General features: G+C 67.8%; 14 protein-coding genes and 1 tRNA gene. 2 read left to right on the forward strand and 13 right to left on the reverse strand.

Annotated elements, in window-relative coordinates; all coding sequences use genetic code 11:
- Positions 1 to 9: 9 nt before the first annotated feature.
- The 4 genes from AC07AB_RS32825 to AC07AB_RS32840 all read right to left on the reverse strand — a co-directional run bounded on the left by AC07AB_RS32825 (position 10) and on the right by AC07AB_RS32840 (position 4,576).
- Positions 10 to 1,701: an MFS transporter gene (locus AC07AB_RS32825; RefSeq protein ID WP_478574759.1), complete on the reverse strand. Its 1,692-nt coding sequence runs from the start codon at positions 1,699 to 1,701 to the stop codon at positions 10 to 12.
- A 141-nt stretch (positions 1,702 to 1,842) separates the two neighbouring features.
- Positions 1,843 to 2,943 (reverse strand): YeiH family protein, encoded by a 1,101-nt coding sequence (locus AC07AB_RS32830; protein WP_478574762.1) that lies wholly within the window; start codon positions 2,941 to 2,943, stop codon positions 1,843 to 1,845.
- On the reverse strand, positions 2,943 to 3,509 hold the full coding sequence (locus AC07AB_RS32835) for a cysteine dioxygenase family protein (protein ID WP_478574765.1): 567 nt from the start codon (positions 3,507 to 3,509) through the stop codon (positions 2,943 to 2,945). The genes AC07AB_RS32830 and AC07AB_RS32835 overlap by 1 nt, the downstream gene beginning before the upstream one ends.
- A 161-nt stretch (positions 3,510 to 3,670) precedes the next feature.
- Positions 3,671 to 4,576, reverse strand: a complete 906-nt coding sequence (locus AC07AB_RS32840; RefSeq protein ID WP_478574768.1) for a LysR family transcriptional regulator — start codon at positions 4,574 to 4,576, stop codon at positions 3,671 to 3,673.
- Between the two features lie 151 nt (positions 4,577 to 4,727).
- On the opposite strand from AC07AB_RS32840, the gene AC07AB_RS32845 reads away from it, so the two are divergent.
- Positions 4,728 to 5,594 (forward strand): alpha/beta fold hydrolase, encoded by an 867-nt coding sequence (locus AC07AB_RS32845; protein ID WP_478574770.1) that lies wholly within the window; start codon positions 4,728 to 4,730, stop codon positions 5,592 to 5,594.
- An 88-nt stretch (positions 5,595 to 5,682) separates the two neighbouring features.
- A tRNA-Cys gene (locus tag AC07AB_RS32850) sits at positions 5,683 to 5,754 on the forward strand.
- Positions 5,755 to 5,878: 124 nt separating this feature from the next.
- Here the strand turns inward: AC07AB_RS32850 and AC07AB_RS32855 are convergent.
- The 9 genes from AC07AB_RS32855 to mycP (AC07AB_RS32895) all read right to left on the reverse strand — a co-directional run bounded on the left by AC07AB_RS32855 (position 5,879) and on the right by mycP (AC07AB_RS32895) (position 16,474).
- On the reverse strand, positions 5,879 to 6,829 hold the full coding sequence (locus AC07AB_RS32855) for a hypothetical protein (RefSeq protein ID WP_478574772.1): 951 nt from the start codon (positions 6,827 to 6,829) through the stop codon (positions 5,879 to 5,881).
- 207 nt (positions 6,830 to 7,036) lie between these two features.
- Entirely contained in the window at positions 7,037 to 7,528 is a 492-nt protein-coding gene (locus AC07AB_RS32860) for a hypothetical protein (RefSeq protein WP_478574774.1), read from the reverse strand.
- A gap of 70 nt (positions 7,529 to 7,598) precedes the next feature.
- Complete coding sequence (locus AC07AB_RS32865) at positions 7,599 to 9,419, reverse strand: alpha/beta hydrolase (protein ID WP_478574777.1); 1,821 nt, start codon at positions 9,417 to 9,419, stop codon at positions 7,599 to 7,601.
- 9 nt (positions 9,420 to 9,428) lie between these two features.
- The gene (locus AC07AB_RS32870) at positions 9,429 to 9,878 is read right to left on the reverse strand and encodes a hypothetical protein (protein ID WP_478574780.1); all 450 of its coding nucleotides are present in this window, start codon (positions 9,876 to 9,878) and stop codon (positions 9,429 to 9,431) included.
- A gap of 138 nt (positions 9,879 to 10,016) precedes the next feature.
- Entirely contained in the window at positions 10,017 to 11,210 is a 1,194-nt protein-coding gene (gene mycP / locus AC07AB_RS32875; protein ID WP_478574967.1) for a type VII secretion-associated serine protease mycosin, read from the reverse strand.
- A gap of 100 nt (positions 11,211 to 11,310) precedes the next feature.
- On the reverse strand, positions 11,311 to 12,513 hold the full coding sequence (gene mycP, locus AC07AB_RS32880) for a type VII secretion-associated serine protease mycosin (protein ID WP_478574782.1): 1,203 nt from the start codon (positions 12,511 to 12,513) through the stop codon (positions 11,311 to 11,313).
- Positions 12,514 to 12,553: 40 nt separating this feature from the next.
- Positions 12,554 to 14,164, reverse strand: coding sequence for a WXG100 family type VII secretion target (locus tag AC07AB_RS32885; RefSeq protein ID WP_478574785.1), 1,611 nt, complete (start codon positions 14,162 to 14,164; stop codon positions 12,554 to 12,556).
- A gap of 78 nt (positions 14,165 to 14,242) precedes the next feature.
- Entirely contained in the window at positions 14,243 to 14,521 is a 279-nt protein-coding gene (locus tag AC07AB_RS32890; protein ID WP_478574788.1) for a hypothetical protein, read from the reverse strand.
- A gap of 819 nt (positions 14,522 to 15,340) precedes the next feature.
- A complete protein-coding gene (gene mycP / locus AC07AB_RS32895) occupies positions 15,341 to 16,474 on the reverse strand; it encodes a type VII secretion-associated serine protease mycosin (protein WP_478574791.1) in 1,134 nt (377 codons plus the stop codon).
- Positions 16,475 to 16,520: the final 46 nt, after the last annotated feature.

A 16,520-nucleotide genomic window follows, 5' to 3' on the forward strand; every position in this document is an offset into this window, starting at 1 on the left:
CTCCGCCGGTCACACGGCCTTCGGTGCGCCCGTGGGCCCCGTAGCCGACGGCTCGGCGGCCCGGCGGGGCTTCTGCCGGGTGGCGATGTACGAGCCGAACAGCGCTACCGCCGACATCGTGAGGAAGACCGCGGCGAAGGCCGCGGGCGGAGCGGCCGAGGCGGCGGAGGCCGCGGGGGCGTGGGCGTCCGCGGTGGTGGAGCCGCCGCCCAGGGCGACGAAGAGGACGCCCGCGATGCCGACCAGGGTGATGTTGCCGAGGGCGTCGGAGACCTGGAGAGAGGCCGAGTTGGAGCCCTCCTCGCCGGGCCGGGAGAGCTTGAGCAGCAGCACGCTGCCGCTGGAGATCGTCAGCCCCATCCCGTACCCGCCGATGAACCACGACGCGGCGACGACCCACGCCGGCACCCCCGGAATCAGCACCGTCGAGACGAGCGCGATGGCCGCGGTCATCAGCAGCATGCCGAGGCTCATCATCCGCTCCCGGTGCGGCTCCAGGCGGGGCCTGCTCTGCGTGTACGAGCCGAGGGCCCAGCTCAGTCCGCCGCCGGTGAGCGAGAGCCCGGCCAGCGTGGCGGACATGCCGCGCTCGGTCACCAGCATCAGCGGAACGAAGCTCTCCGCGCCGAGGAACGAGCCCGCCGCGACGCCGCGCAGCAGCACCACCGACGGCAGTCCGCGGGCGGCCCGGAAGGTCCCCTTCGGCAGCAGCCGCAGGATGCCCGGCACCACCAGGGCGAGCCCCGCCGCGGCCGGTACCAGGGAGAGCCAGTTCAGGTCGCGGCCCGCGTACTGCAAGAGTCCGGCGCCCGCCGCGACGGCGAGCGCGAGGAGGATGCGGCGACGGTCCATGGCGAGCGTGTGCTCGCCGGGCGGCAGCTTGCGCAGCGCGGGGAGCATCACGGCCAGCGGCAGCAGGATCAGCACCGGGATGGAGAGGAACACCCAGCGCCAGCTGAGCTGTTCGGTGACCGTGCCCGCGATCAGCGGCCCGACGATCACCGGGAGGACCCAGGCCGCCGAGAAGGAGGCCATGATCGACGGCCGCAGCCGCTCCGGATACGCCCGTCCGACCACCACGTACAGGGCGACGATGACCAGCCCGCCGCCTACGCCCTGTACGCCGCGCCCCGCCACGAACATCCACATCTGCTGCGCCGAACCCGCGACGACCAGGCCGGCGCCGAACGTCGCGATCCCGGTGAACAGCGGCACGAGCGGGCCCGCCCGGTCGCACCACTCGCCGGAGAGCGCCATCGCGAAGAGGCTCGCGGTGAAGTAGGCGGAGAAGGCGAAGGCGTACAGCTCGATGCCGTCGAGGGCGCGGGCCGCGACCGGCATCGCGGTGTTGACCGCGCTCGCCTCGAAGGCGATGAGGGAGACGACGGAGATGATGCCGAAGGTGAGGGCGCGGTAGCGGCGTCCAAGTACGGTGTCGGCGCCCGGCATTACGGTGTCGCCGCCGGGCATCGCGGTCTTGCCGACGGACATCGCGGTCCTGTCGGCGGACATCGCGGTCTCCCCGCCGGATATCGCAGTCTCGCCGCCGGGTATAGCGGTCTCCCCGCCGGGTATTCGGGGCGGGCCGACGGTGGAGGCGGCAGCGGCAGCGGCGGGACCGGCGGCGGCTGTGGGATCGGCGCCGTCGGCAGGGTCGGCGGTGCCGGCGGCGCCCGTGTCTCGCGGGTCGAGAGCGGTCATGCGGTCAGCGTAAGAGGCACAACCCGCTGTGACCCCTGTCGCGAGATGGTGATCAACTCATCCATCCGTCCTAGGCCGTGGCCTTGAGAGGAAGCACGCCCCCTCGGAAGTGCCGTTTCGGTCAACACCCCGGGCACCGCCTCACGTGGTGAGCAGCACCCCGGCGTACGAGCCGCCCGCGATCACCACCCACGAGCACAGCCCGAGCGCCGCGACCCGCCCCCCGGTCCGTACGAGCGTGGGCAGGTGGACCGCGCTGCCGAGGCCGAAGAGGGCCGCGGCGAGCAGGAGTTCCTGGACGTCCTGCGCGACGTCGATGGCGCCGCCCGGCACCTGGCCGGTGCTGCGCAGCGCGACCATGACGAGGAAGCCGACGACGAAGAGGGGCACCAAGGTCGGCCGCTTGCCGGTCGCTTCGCCGTCGGCGGCGCGCGCGTCGTGCCGCTTGCGGCGCCGTACGGCGAGGGCCACCGCCGCCACCAGCGGGGCGAGCAGCGCGACGCGCATCAGCTTCACCAGTACGGCCTCGCTGAGCGCCGACGGCCCCGCGGTCTGCGCGGTGGCCACGACCTGCCCGACGTCGTGCACGCTCGCGCCGACCCACCGGCCGAACTGCGCTTCGTCGAGCCCCAGCGGGTGGTGCAGCAGCGGAAGCACGGCGATGGCGAGCGTGCCGCAGAGCGTCACGAGGGCGACGGAGGTCGCCACGTCCTCCTCGTCGCTGCCGGTCACCTCGCTGACCGCGCCGATCGCGGACGCGCCGCAGATCGAGTAGCCGGTGGCGATGAGCAGCGGCTGATCGCCCCGGAGCCCGATGCGGCGGCCGAGCCACAGCGTGCCGAAGAACGTCGCGACCACGACGGCGAGCACCATCACGACCGTGGCCCAGCCGATGCCGAGCACGTCGTGGAGGCTGAGTTTGAGGCCGAGGAGCACGATGCCGACGCGCATCAGCCGCTTGCCCGCGAAGGTCAGCCCGGGCCGGGCGATGCCGCGCACCACGCCGCGCAGGCCGGGCAGATGCGCGGCGACGATGCCGAGGACGACGGCGGCGGTGAGCATGGGCACGCCGGGTACGAGCCAGTGCACGTCCCAGGCGAGGCCGACGCCGAGCACGGCCATGGCGAGACCGGGGATCTTGCCCTTGCCGGATTTCCAGCGGGGCGATCCGCTCCTCTGCGCCCCCTGCGGCGGGGCGGCGGTGGCAGTGGTGGTGGCGGCGCGGTGCGTCTCCAGCGCCATTACCGGTCGGCCGGGAGGTCGTACACGCGGCGGACGCTCGTACCCAGGCGCGCGATGTCGGCGCCGTAGATGTGGAGGGAGATCGCCTTGTCCCCGCAGGCGTTCCAGACCCGGTGGATGTCGCCCGGGGGCGCGAAGCCGCAGACGTCGCCCTGTTCGTTGACGACGTCCTCCGTGGCGACGAGCCGCGGCGGAGCGCCGACGGCGGAGGGCACGAGCCGGTAGCGGCGCTCGCTCTCCCGCCCCTCGTGGACGCCCGTGACGCACCAGGAGACGTGATCGTGGATGGAGGTGCGCTGCCCGGGGAGCCAGACGAGGGCGACGATGGAGAAGCTGCCGTCGCGTTCGGCGTGCAGGAGGTGCTGGCGGTAGTGGTCGGGGTCGCCCGCGCGCTGCTCCTCGGTGAGCAGGTCGGCGGTGCCGAGGTGGGGGCCGAGCGCCTCGCCGACCAGGTGCGCCGTCAGATCGGGCGGCAGCCCGCGCCCCACGGCTCCCCGTACCTCGTCGACGAGGTGGTCGAGGCGCGTGGTCGTCGCAGTGGGCCGGGCTGCGGTCGGAGTGGTCATACAGGCAGCGTCGAGCCACCGGATCCATCACGTCCAACGACAGTTTCTTGGCCGGAGCCAAACTCAGGCTTATCCATTACGGGAGGAGAAGCCGGCGGACGGGGAGAGACATCGGGGAGTACCGCCCGGAATCGACCGGGCGGCGGCCCGTCCGACGCCCGTCAGCAACCCACCCGGCGCTCCGCCACAGCCTTCAGCTCGTCGAGGACCAGCGCGGTGGCGGGGATGCGCAGATGGTCCCGGAGCACGTACGCGGAGACCTGGCGGCGCGAGGCCGGGTCGAGGGCACGCCCGGTGACCTTGTCGTGGCGGAGGAAGGAGAGGACGAGCGCGGGCACCATGGCGACGCCCAGCCCCTCCGCGACCAGGGACTGAACGACCAGGTTGTCGTCGGTGGTGAAGACGATGTCGGGGGCGAACCCCTGCTCGGCGCACTCGTGGAGGAAGTTGGCGCGGCAGCGCAGGCACCCCGCGATCCAGCGTTCCTCGGCGAGGTCGGCGAGCTTGACGGCGCGGCGGCGGGCGAGCGGGTGGCCGGCGGGCAGCAGAACGGTGAGCTGGTCCTCCAGGAGCGGGATCTCGGCCAGCTCGTCGGGGACCGATTCGTGCAGGCCGGGATAGGTGAAGGCGAGGGTGATGTCGCACTCGCCGCGCACCAGCCGCTGGAGGGACTCGGGCGGTTCGCCTTCGAGGAGCTCCGCCCGTACGCCGGGGTGCTCGGCGGAGAGCCGGGCCATGGTCTCCGGGATGAGGGTGGCATTGGCGCTGGGGAAGGCGCAGACGCGGACGCGGCCGGCGCGCAGCCGGGTTATCGCGCTCATCTGCTGCTGGGCGGCGGAGAGGGTGTCGAGGATGGCCTCGGCGTGCCGGGCGAGCGCCTCGCCGGCCTCGGTGAGGCGCATGCGGCGGCCGACGCGGGTGAAGAGGGGGGTGCCGACGGATCGTTCCAGGGCCTTCATCTGCTGGGTGATCGCGGGCTGGGTGTAGCCGAGGGAACGGGCGGCCGCCGAGTACGACCCGGCCTTGACCACCTCATGGAACGTCTTGATGTGCCGCGAGTCGAACACGCCTGAATCATAAGCAGAAGTTGGAGGGGCGGGACAAACATGGGGACCGGCGCTGAGAGTCCGGGCCCCGAGCGAGAGCGCGCCCCGCCGCCGTCACCCACATCACCCACACCGCGGAGTGGTTTCCCCGGGAACGGGCAAGGTGGAGCGTATGCCGCACTTCACCTCGTACGACGCCGCTGAACTGCACTATCGGGTCGTCGGCCCCCGCGACGGGGCGGCGACGCCGCCGCTGATCTGCCTGGCGGGGGGCCCGGGGCGGGATGCGGCGTACCTGGGCGATCTCGGCGGCATAGACGCGCACCGCCCGCTGGTCATCCCCGACAGCCGGGGTACGGGCGGCTCGCCGCCCCCGGCCGACCCGGCGGGCTACGCCTTCCCTTCCCTGGCCGAGGACGTGGAGTCCCTCCGCCGCCACCTGGGCCTGGAGCGCTTCGCGCTGCTGGCGCACTCGGCGGGCGCGGCGACGGCGCAGGCGTACGCGGCGGGTTACGGCGAACACCTCACTCACCTGGTCATCGTCTGCCCCGGGTCGAGGCTGCAAGGCGAACTGCCGGACGACGCGGAGAAGATCTTCGAGTCACGGGCCACGGAGGAGTGGTGGCCGGACGCGTATGTGGCGGCTCATGGCCTGGCTGCGGCGACGGACCTGAGCGAGGTCCGCGACCTGCTGCGCCGGGCGGCGCCCCTGGCGTACGGACGCTGGGACGAGCCGCAGCGAGCCCACGCGGCGGCGGAGGGCGCCCAGCTCGGCCCGGTCCCGCGAGCGGGTTTCTGGCAGGGAGTGGACGAACCCGCCCGACGCGCACTGCTGGAACGGCTGCGGCACGTCGACTGCCCGGTCCTGGTGATCACGGGCGACCTGGACGCGGTGACGGGCATGCGCGCCGGCGAACTCGTCGCGGAATCCTTCCCGAACGGCCGCTCACAGCCGCTGCACGGGGTGGGCCACTACCCCTGGGTGGACGAGCCGGACATGTTCCGCCCCCTGGTGGAGAAGTTCCTCGCCGCCCCGTGAACACCGCGTGTCAGTCACGTGGCACGAAGGCACGCCCCATTGAGCCCCGGGGACGACCGGCCCTATGGTCGACACAGCACACCAACACGGCCGTGTGCCCGAGTGGTTGAGGGACTCGCCTGCAAAGCGAGTTACGCCGGTTCGATTCCGGTCACGGCCTCTGACTGTCTTGACCAGACAGAATGAGAGGGGCGGCACTCCTTAGGGATGCTGCCCCTTCTCTTCGCCTTCGATTCGACGGGGCGTCTGGTCGCCGGTCGCCTGATCGCCGGTCGCCTGATCGTCTACTCGGCGGCGGGAGTGGTCACAGCGACCCTGATGCTTCCGGTGACCGAGGGGGCCACCTGGGCGACGCTGCCGTCTTCCGCGTTGAGGGCGATCACAGCAGGGGTGCCCGCCCCCGTCTCCAGGTGGCGCACGCTCCAGCCCGTGCTCTCGAAGTGCGCCTGCGCACGCCGCATGGTCCGAGCCGTCTCGTCCTCGGTGAGCTGAGCAGTCGACCAGGCGTGGTGGAGCGACGGGCCGTCGGCGTCCTGGACCGTACGCAGCCCTTCGCCTTCCCGCGCCGGGGCGTGCGGGGCTTGCAGAGCGTCGTAGATCCGACTGGAGTGGTCGAGGACCCGGCGCTCGGCAAGCTTGGCGGGCTGCGTGGAGTGCAGGGCGGCCTGGCGGGCGTGGGCGGTCGAGGAGGGCTCACCGGATGCGCCCGGCAGGAAGCACGGCGAGGTCACACTGACGGAGGCGAGACCGTCACCCTTCTTGCGGTCCACGGCGCCCGTGATGGCGTCCATCCAGAAGTCGTCCGGCTCGGTGCGCATGTAGACGGAAGGGAACGGCTTGGACCAGTCCCCGTCCGAGGACTGAAACGTGTGCCCGCGCTTCACCCAGGCATCCCTGGCCTGCCGTACGAGCTTCTTGGCCGCCGGACCCGGCACATCCGTCAGCTGGTAGACGACCCTGACCTGCACCCGGTTGTCGGGACCATGGTCCTCCCGGGCCAGGCAGGGGCCGACGACGTCCTTCCCGAGGGGCTTCAGTGTCGGCTTGGGCGACATGCCGTCCACCGCCTGGTGGATGATTTCGTCGGCGCGCTTGATTGCCTGCTGTTCATCCATCTTGACCTGCTTCGGTGTCGCCCCGCCGTCCGTCTTTCCATCCTGCTGCGTGCCGCATGCCGTCACCGCAACCGTCATCGCCAGCAGTGCGGTGGCAAAGACCGCTCCGCGCAGCTTCACGATTCTCCTCCGGTCACGATGTTCGCCATATGCGAGAGAGGTTCGCTGTCCCAGTACTGCGAATGCGCGGGCATCAGCCCGTCCGAGCCCGGGGCCTCGGGGGGAGCCCGTCCAGCCGGGCACTGGTCGAGGTGGACAGGGCTGCAACACAAGTACGGATCGTCTTCTACTTGCGTCCAGCCAAGCCGGGCTGCCGGATTCCGCACATCAGTACCGGTCGACCCGCTGCCCCTCGGGGACCTTGTAGCAGCCGGAGATCACCCGCACGGTCAGCTTGGGCGGGTTGTCCTTCGCGTAATGGATGACGTTGACGCTGAACTTCTTCTCATCGTTGTCAGCGGTGAGGCTGAGGTTCTTGTTGGCGCTGGAGTCGGGCTCGTACCCCTTGACCTTCCAGCCGTGCCGGGGCAGTTGTTCCTTGAGGCTCTTCATCACGTCGCCGAGTTTCCCGCTCGCGCTCGATGGCGGAGTGAGACTCCAGACGTGGTACATCTGGAAGTATTTCTCCCGGTCCTTGCCATCACCGCATTCGGTGACGCTCGGTCCGGGCTCCGACATCTTCCCCTTGATCGAAATGAGGTCGAGGATCTCGCTGGAGACCTTCTTCGTTTCGCTGTCGGCGTCGTCCAGGCTACGCGTGCCGGACGAGGGAAGGGACCCGGACCGATCGGAACCGGATTCTTTGCTTGAGTCGGTCATGCCGCATCCAGTGAGAGATGTGATGAGGGCGAGGGACGCCAGAGCATACTTCGCCCACGGTTTGGTGTTCTTACTGTTCAAGGTGGACATTTCCGTAGTCTCCTGCCACGACATGGGCCTGGTTCGCCAGACTGGTGGTTTTCGGCTCCCAGTAATCACTGTGCCCGTGTACGCCGAGGGTTTTGCCCGCACCCTCGCCCTCTTCACCGGTGGTCATCTGGTTGGCGCCGAAGAGTTCATCGCTGGGGATGATCCATACGCCGCCACCGAACTTCCACTGGCTTCCGCCGTGACCGTAGCGGCCGATGTCAGGCACCGGGTCGCCCTCCGCCTCCTCGTTCCATACGTGTCCCTTCGGCACGTCCATTTCCTCGGCCGATCCGACCTGAGCGCCGGGACTGCCCGCGAATACGACATCGTCCGCGTTCAGTTGGCCCTGCCGGGCGGCTGACCCGATGAGTGTGGTGCCGTACGAGTGGCCAATGGCCGTGCGGTGGGGATCGGAATCACCGGTGTGCGACGTGTCGAGCCCGTCCATGAAACGGTTGAAGGCCGGAGCTCCGTCATCCGCGTAATGCCTGAAAGGCGAGTCTTTGACGATGTCCTGGGGAGCGTCGTATCCGAGCCACGTAATCGTGGAGACGGGTTTGTCTCCGGCGTCCACCTGAGCACTTCTCCACAGGGTGGTCATATGGTCGACATCTCCGCCGATCTTCCCCAGGTTGGATGTCGTGCCGGGGACGTAGACGGCCTGGTGGGCGGCGGTGTCCGGGTTGCCGTTGGCGACGATCGCCCGGCCGTGGCCCTCCGAGCTGAAACCGAGCAGATACGCCTCGGGAAGACCGTTGCGGCCCGTGGAGGCGAAGCGGTCCTCAATGCTCCGCATGCCGTTGAGCGAACTGTTGAGGTGCTCGTACTCCTCCCCGTACTTCTTGTACCAGTCCATCCATTCGTCGGTCTGCACCTTGGACGGCATACTCCCGGCCGTGATCCACGTGTACTTGTTCGCCGGCTCAGGCGGGATGGCATCCAGCCTGAGCTGGTATTGCGCGTGCTTTTCCGCCAGCACCACGCGATTCGCCTCGTCCCTGGCCTCGGCCGGCAGCCCGTCCAGCGCGCCCACCGAGTCGGGGTGCACGGAGGCATAGTCGGCCCTCTCCTGCTCGGTGAGGCCCTTCCACCATTCAGCGTTGTCCTTCGGAGAACCCCCCTTGGGTGGGGCCTTGATGTGGTCAAGGTAACCCTTCGCATCCTTAAGGACCCCGCTCATGTCCTTCTGAACGTCTTCCCAGTCCTCCCCGCTCACGTCCAGGTCGTCATCGGCTTTCAGCTTCCGAAGCTGCGGGGCCCACTTGTCGTCGGCCTCCGTCGCTTCCTTGAGCGCCTCGGCTATACGGTTGGCGCACTCCTGGGCATGACGGAAGTTCGGGTTAGGCGCGAAATTGGCCGCCTGCCGGGCGACCGCGCGGGCGGTCTCGTCGGTGCTGCCGTTCGCCGAGCCCCCCTTGGGGGTCTCGCCGTCCACTTCGTCACCCGCCGCCGGATAGCTGACCGAGCCGTCCGCGCCGATCGAGAAATTCTTGGCCTCCGCGTCCGCGACGGCCGCGTCCAGTTTCTTCTTCGCCGGCCGTATGTCCGCCGCGAACGCGTTCAGAGCCGTGCTGACCAGCCCGCACTCCACCTGCATGTAGTGGAAGTCCTCGGCCAGTTCGTGCAACTGGCCGAGGGCGGCGTCCGCGACCTCCCCCTCCAGGGATTCGCGCATCTTGGCCTGGATCTTGTCCTCCAGCTCGCGCTTGGCATGGCTGGCCATTTCACTGACCGCGCGATATCCGTCGGCCGCGTCCTCGGAATCGGAGGGCTTGAGAGTCTTGAGCGCTGCGAAATCCATCGGCCCGGATCACCGGCCCCGGCTCTGACCACCGATGGCGGGCGTGTCCTTGTATTTGTCACCCAGCTTGTCGAACAGGCTCTTGGTTTCCTTGTCGTTCTCGTGCAGTGCCTTACCCGCCTTTTCCAGCGGCCCCTTGAGCCCCGCGCACCGGCCGCGGACTTCGTCCAGGTAGTGCTTCCAGCTCCCGTAGAGCTCGTGCTGGGCTGCCAAGGACGCGACGCCCCCGGCGCCACCGCTCTTGCCCATCCCCTTCTGCCCCTTCTCCAACGAGGTCAGCGCCTTCTTGGCGTTCCCTGCCAGTTCCTCAACCCCAGCCGCTGCCGCGTTCCACGCTTTCTTTTTGGACTTCATCCCGCCCGAGCCACCGGAGCCCCCACCCGCGCTCGCAAGTCTTGTCCCGGAACCAGCAGACGTCTCCTTCTTCAGCTGCGCCCACTCCGCCTCAAAGGAAGCCACGCTCCCCATCCCCCCGCTTCCTTCTCACTCTTCGCGTTGACACCGCCCGCGAGCGTACAGAGGAGAGTAGTCATGGACCTGAGTACCCATACTCATATCCCCAGGTCAGCAGGCGGGAGGGAAGCCGAACCGGCGGCCCTACTTCGGGTACGTGCGTCGGCGCCGTCTGATGAATACCGCTGCGGCGGCCGCGACGACCACACCGCCGGCTCCCAGAGCGATCCACAAAACGCCGCCCAAGCCGGACGACGATTCCTCCGCTGACTGCTGCACGGACGATCCCTTGATCAAAGAGGGCTTCGGTGCCGGGGAGTTGGCGTCGGCAAGAGGGCTCGTGTCGGGCGGGCCGGGGTCGCCGGGGTCTTTCAGGGCGATGCGCGGGCGGACCATGCCGTAGCCGATGGTGTCAGTGCGTTTTGGGCCGTTCACGGGGCCTCCCGCGGTGTTGATCAGGACCCGGGTCACTTGGTTGGCGGTCCAGTCGGGGTGCTTGGACCAGATGAGGGCAGCGGAGGCGGATGCCAGAGCGGCCGCTTCGCCGGTGCCTTCGCTGCGGCAGAACCCGGTGCCGCCCTTGCACGCCGACACGATGGCCTTGCCCGGAGCCACGAGGTCGACCTGCGGGCCTCGCTCGGTCTCCTTGATGGCTCGGAGGTCCCGGTCGACCGCCCCGACACCGATCACACCGGGGAATCCAGCCGGGTACAGAACGGGGTTGTACTTCTCGCCCATGTCCCCGACCGCCGCGACGACCAACTTTCCCTTGGACACCGCGTAGTTCACGGCCTCTGCCGCAGCCCTTCCACCGGGAAGGGTCAGGGAGACATTGATGACCTTGGCATCGGATTCTGCCGCGTAGCGGATCGCTCTCCCTGCCGATTCGACCGGATCCGTACGCAGGAAGGATTTGCTTCCATCGTTCACACGCAGTGGCAAGATCTTCGCTCCCGCCGCGCGCCCGAATGATCCGTTCGCACCGTCGCTCTTGCCTGTCCCGGCGATGAGGGCCGCCATTTTGGTACCACGGCCGTCATAATCAGAATGAGCATTTCCGGAGAAATCCGTGAAATCCTTCCCGGACAGCACCTGACCGCGCAGATCGGGGACGCTCGCGTCCACTCCCGAGTCGACCACGGCGACCGTCACGCCGGCGCCCGTACTCGCCTTCCACATGCCGTCAGCGTGCATGGCGTCGAGGTGCCACTGCCGAGATCGGATGGTGTCCGCCTGAGCCGGAGCCGCCACTCCGAAAACGATCAAGAGACTCGCGGCATCGGCAGAACTCGCGCCGGTCCTCCGACACCGCCGTGCAGGATGTGACGCATGGAGGATCTGCCGTACCTGTCACACAGGCATCAATCGACCGCAGGCGGTGCCGCTCGCAGAGAACAAGGGCGCTGGCGGTGCGCGCCCTCAGTGGATATGTGGTTGCTCAGGTCCTACGCCGACGGACGACGGTCACGCACGCCACCGCCCCGGCCACCACCACGGCCCCGGCGCCAAGGGCAATCCACAGAGTGCTGCTGCCGCTGTCGGATGACGAGTCCACCGCGGCCTGCTCGGGCGCGTCGCTGGCAGCGGACTTGGACGCCCCCGGCTCCGGAGATTTCGCTCCTGGCCCGGGAAGCGGATCGACATCCGCGGGGCCGGGGTCGCCGGGTTCCTTCAGCGCGAGACGAGGGCGGATCATCCCATAGCCGACCGTGTCACTCCGCTTCTCACCGCTCACGGGACCACCGGCAGTGTTGAGGAGAACCCGCGTCACTTGGTTGGCAGTCCAGTCAGGGTGCTTGGACCACACGAGGGCAGCGGAGGCCGAGGCCAAGGCCGAGGACGCGCTCGTACCGTGACCGGTACAGATTCCGGCGCCGCCTTCACACGCCTGCACGATTTCGCCACCCGGTGCTACGAGGTCGACCTGAGGGCCTCGCTCGGACTCCGCAGTCGTCTTGAGATCCTTGCCGACGGCACCTACTCCGATGACCCCCGGTGTGGCGGCAGGGAAATTTACGGGGTTTCCCTTGTCGCCGCTGTTTCCTACGGCAGCAAAGATCAACTTCCCCTTCGACTTTGCGTATTTCACCGCTTCTGTGAGCTCTGAACTATCTTCTCTGACACCGAGAGAGATGTTGATAACCCTGGCATCCGAGTCTGCCGCATAACGGATCGCCGACCCTACAGACTTGGAGAAATCTGCGAACTCGGCAGCTGCATTATTCGCCGTACTGCTGCTATCACTGGTTCTGAGCGGAAGGATCTCGGCCCCTGGCGCGAGACCAAACGCCCCTTTCCCCTTGCCTGTTCCAGCGATGAGGGCAGCCATGCTCGTGCCATGGTTGGCGTAGTCGGATCGCTCATCACCCGGCCGGTCGGAGAAGTCCTTCCCTTGCAGTACCCGACCTCTCAGATCAGGCAGCGAGGGATTCACACCACTGTCGATCACTGCCACCGTGACGCCCTTGCCCGTGCTGCTCTGCCACATCTCGTCAGCATGCATGGCATCCAGATGCCATTGGCGGGAGCGCACTGATTGCGCGTCAGCAGGAGAGGCCGCGAGCCCAAGGAGCATGAGCCCCAGCCCACCGGCCGCCGCCCTCCTCGACCAGGTGGACCACACACTCCCACTGCTTCGCATTCGCGTCTCTCTCAGGCGTTGTCGACGATTCAGATCAAGATCAGTCAATGACCGGAGGAGCAACGCGGCCGCGCCCTGACGTCCAGGTCTCCTCGTCCTCCACAAGATAGTCGGGGCGCTTGCCGCCACGTTCCCCTCGCGCGTTGTTCTTCCGAGCCTGAGAACCTGGCGGAGCGACAGCTGACCCGCGGCCGGGCACCGTGCCTTCGGCTCCAGCGGAGTTGCCGCGCACCAAGCCGCTGCCACCGGACGTGAACGTCCCGCCTGTGGTGCCGCCAGGACGACGCTGGGGACTCCCACCGACAACGCCCTCCACACCGGGCACCAATCGCCTCCCACCAGCACCGCCCGAGGGACCGCCCACGCTCCCACTCGCTCCGCCCGGCCCGAAAGGCCGGCCCATCGCAGGTCGGCCCTGCGCCGTCCCGCCCCCTTGTACCGGCTCATTCCCGATAACCGCCCCCCTGGGAATTCGGCTTACGGGACCGTCCTTCGGAACGGGCGACGGCCGCCCGCCCACAATGCCATCAGCGGAATTGCGCGGACTCCGCGTGCCGGGCAGTTCACTGAAGCCGCCGCCCTTTCTCGATACGTGCGATACGCGATCGACAGCCGGCGTCTGCCTGCTTCCGGACGTCTTTGAAGCCCCCGGCTGCACAGTGTTGCTCAGGGATACGAGCGGTCCCGGCTGCAACGCAGTCGGCCCCACTCGTGCGCCTCCCGGTGGAGATACTGTCTCCCCTCCGCGCGGACCCACCACATCATGGGTCGCCGTCGGAACACTGGCGATCTCCGTACCGACGTGTTCGATCGAACGATGTGAGCCCGCAGTGGCACTGGCGGGGTGGCCGTGCAGCGGTGTGCTTGAGTCGGAGACTGTTGAGACAGGCACCTGCTGGCCGTGAACGCTACTTCGGCCTCCCGGCCCGCCCGTAGACGGATCGTGCCGCAGCCCCTCGTAGTTGGGCTTGCTCCCAGTCGGCGGCATCACCGCCGCAGGCAACGGCGGAAAACGAGGCTCCGTAGCCCCCTGCATGTTCATCGTCGAAGCGATGTACGACCCCGCCAGCTCCCGCATCAAACTCGCGGCCTCGACATGGTCGCTGTCGAGCTGGGTCCGCGCGGCACCCACCTCTTTCAGCGTCGGGCCGTTCTTGACGTCGAGGGTCAACTGACCCGGCGGATTGGCCTTCGTATACGCGGCCAGGACCTTCTTCGCGTCCCCCGAGACGTGCGGCATCCCCGACTTGACTTTCTCCATGGTGGTGGCCGCGTGCGCCATCCATGTCCCGGCGGTCTCGCTGTAGTGGGCAAGCCTCAACGTAGCGTTGGCCATCTTGTCGCCCCAAGCGCGGAACGCCGTGCCACCATCGCCCCTCCACGGCACATGGTCCTCATCCATGTACCGCTTGAGGTCTTCACCAACATCCTTGATCTTGTTGGCCGCGGCAAGGAGTCTCTTGCCGACGTCGTCCACCTTGCCGGCGTCGGTACTGTCGATGATCTCCCGCAACTTCTCGTGGGGGATCGCGTCGAAGTCCGTGGAGACCGACGGGGTGAAGAAGTATCGCTGCCCCTTGGGAACCGGGACCTGCGCGGGCGCGGGTGTGCTCGCGGGCGGCATGACATAGCCGTACGGAAGATCAGACACGGTCGGCCCTCGCCTCTCCCAATTCACCGTCAGTAGTACGCAAACGCCCCGGAGTGCGAGCGCGGATTGCAGCGCGCATCAGCCTTGGACCTGATCGCTGCCCGCCGCCTCCGCGCCCGAAGGAGCATTTTCCGCTTCGGGATGGTAATGACGTTCGAAATCGGCCTGGGCAGCCCACATGCGCGCCTGCTGCTCAAGGTCCACGTTGGCGTACGAGACGCGCGCGCTCTGCACCGCTGCCCCCATCGCCTTGATCTGGTCCGCCAGAAGCTTGTGCAGCTTGGCATTCAGCTTCGCGCCGTCAGGACCTGGCGAGTGAGTGTGGGACCCCCCAGTCCCCGGAATGCTGTCACTCACTTCCGCCTCCCCCGCTACGCACCGTATTCAACCAACGTCAGAGGAGCGCCCGTTCGCTCCGCTGACGACACACACCACTATGGCATCCGGCACTGACAATCTTCCCAGCCGCCCGGCCCATCCTCATGAGTACGAGTACCTATGTACCGAGCATGCGTCAGGCGGACGAGCGCGCCGCACCACCTCCCCGGGGGCCCTGGCGGGGCCGAGGACACGTCCCAGGTTCCGCGCGTCAGTACCGATCGACCGCTGCCCCTCCGGGGCCTCGCAACAGCCGGAGATCACCCGCACGGTCAGATTGGGTGGGTTGCCCTTCGCGTGATGGACGACGTTGACGCTGAACTTCTTCTCGTCATCGTCGGCAGTGAGGCGGAGATTCTCGTTAGCGCTGGAGACAGGCCCGTACCCCTTGATCTTCCAGCCGTGCCGGGGCAGTTGTGCCATGAGGCTCGTCATCACGTCGCCGAGTTTCCCGCTCTCGCTCGACGGCGGAGTGAGGCTCCAAACGTGGTACATGCTGGACGTATTTCTCCCGGCCCTTGCCGTCACCGCATTCGGTGACGCTCGGCCCGGGCTCCGATGTCTTCCCCTGATCGAAATAAGGTCGAGGATCTCGCTGGAGACCTTCCTCGTTTGGCTTTCGGCTTCGTCCAGGCTCCGCGTGCCGGACTCGCGCCGGTCTTCCGAAACCGCCGTGCAGGATGTGACGCATGGAGGATCTGCCGTACCTTTCACGCAGGCATCAATCGACCGCCGGCGGTGCCGCTCACAGAGAACAAGGACGCTCCCGGTGCGCGCCTCCAGTCGATATGCGGCTGCTCAGGCCCTACGCCGACGGACGACGGTCACGCACGCCACCGCCCCGGCCACCACCACGGCCCCGGCACCAAGGGCAATCCACAGAGTGCTGCTGCCACCTCTGTCGGATGACGAGTCCACCGCGGCCTGCTCGGGCGCGTCGCTGGCAGCGGACTTGGACGCCCCCGGCTCCGGAGATTTCGCTCCTGGCCCGGGAAGCGGATCGACATCCGCGGGGCCGGGGTCGCCGGGTTCCTTCAGAGCGAGACGAGGGCGGATCATCCCATAGCCGACCGTGTCACTCCGCTTCTCACCATTCACGGGACCACCGGCAGTGTTGAGGAGAACCCGCGTCACTTGATTGGCGGTCCAGTCAGGATGCTTGGACCACACAAGGGCGGCTGAGGCCGAGGCCAGAGCCGAGGACGAGCTCGTACCGTCGCCCATGCAGACTTGGCTTCCGCCTTCACACGCATGCACGATGTCGGCACCTGGCGCTACGAAGTCGACTTGAGGCCCACGCTCGGATATGGCAGCCGCTTTGAGATTCTTGTCAACTGCCCCGACTCCGACAACCCCTGGTGTTGCGGCCGGGTACATCACGGAGTTGTCTGCTTTGCCGCTGTTCCCCACAGAAGCAAAGATCAACTTTCCCTTGGACTTGGCGTATTTCACAGCATTCGTCAGGTCAGGCGTCGACGATACAACGCCGAGCGAGATATTGATGACCTTGGCATCCGAGTCGGCTGCATAGCGGATGGCCGCCCCCACGGACTTGGAGAATCTTGCATATCCGTCGTCCGTTCTACTCGTCGGCTTACTGTCCGAGACCCTGAGAGGAAGGATTTTTACCCCTGGAGCGAGGCCGAACCCTCCTCCCTTTCCCGTTCCAGCGATGATGGCAGCCATACCCGTGCCGTGATGTTCGTAGTCGGTTCGCTCATCACCCGGCTTGTCTGAGAAGTCCTTTCCTCTCAGCACCTGACCTCTCAGATCAGGCAGCGACGGATTCACACCGCTGTCGATCACTGCCACCGTGACACCCTTGCCGGTGCTGCTCTGCCACATCTCGTCAGCATGCATGGCATCCAGATGCCACTCTTGAGACCGCACCGATTGCGCGTCAGCAGGAGAGGCCGCGAGCCCGAGGAGCATGATTCCCAGCCCACCGGCCGCCGTCCTCCTCGACCAGGTGGACCAC

It is taken from the genome of Streptomyces sp. NPDC044033, from assembly GCF_056434425.1.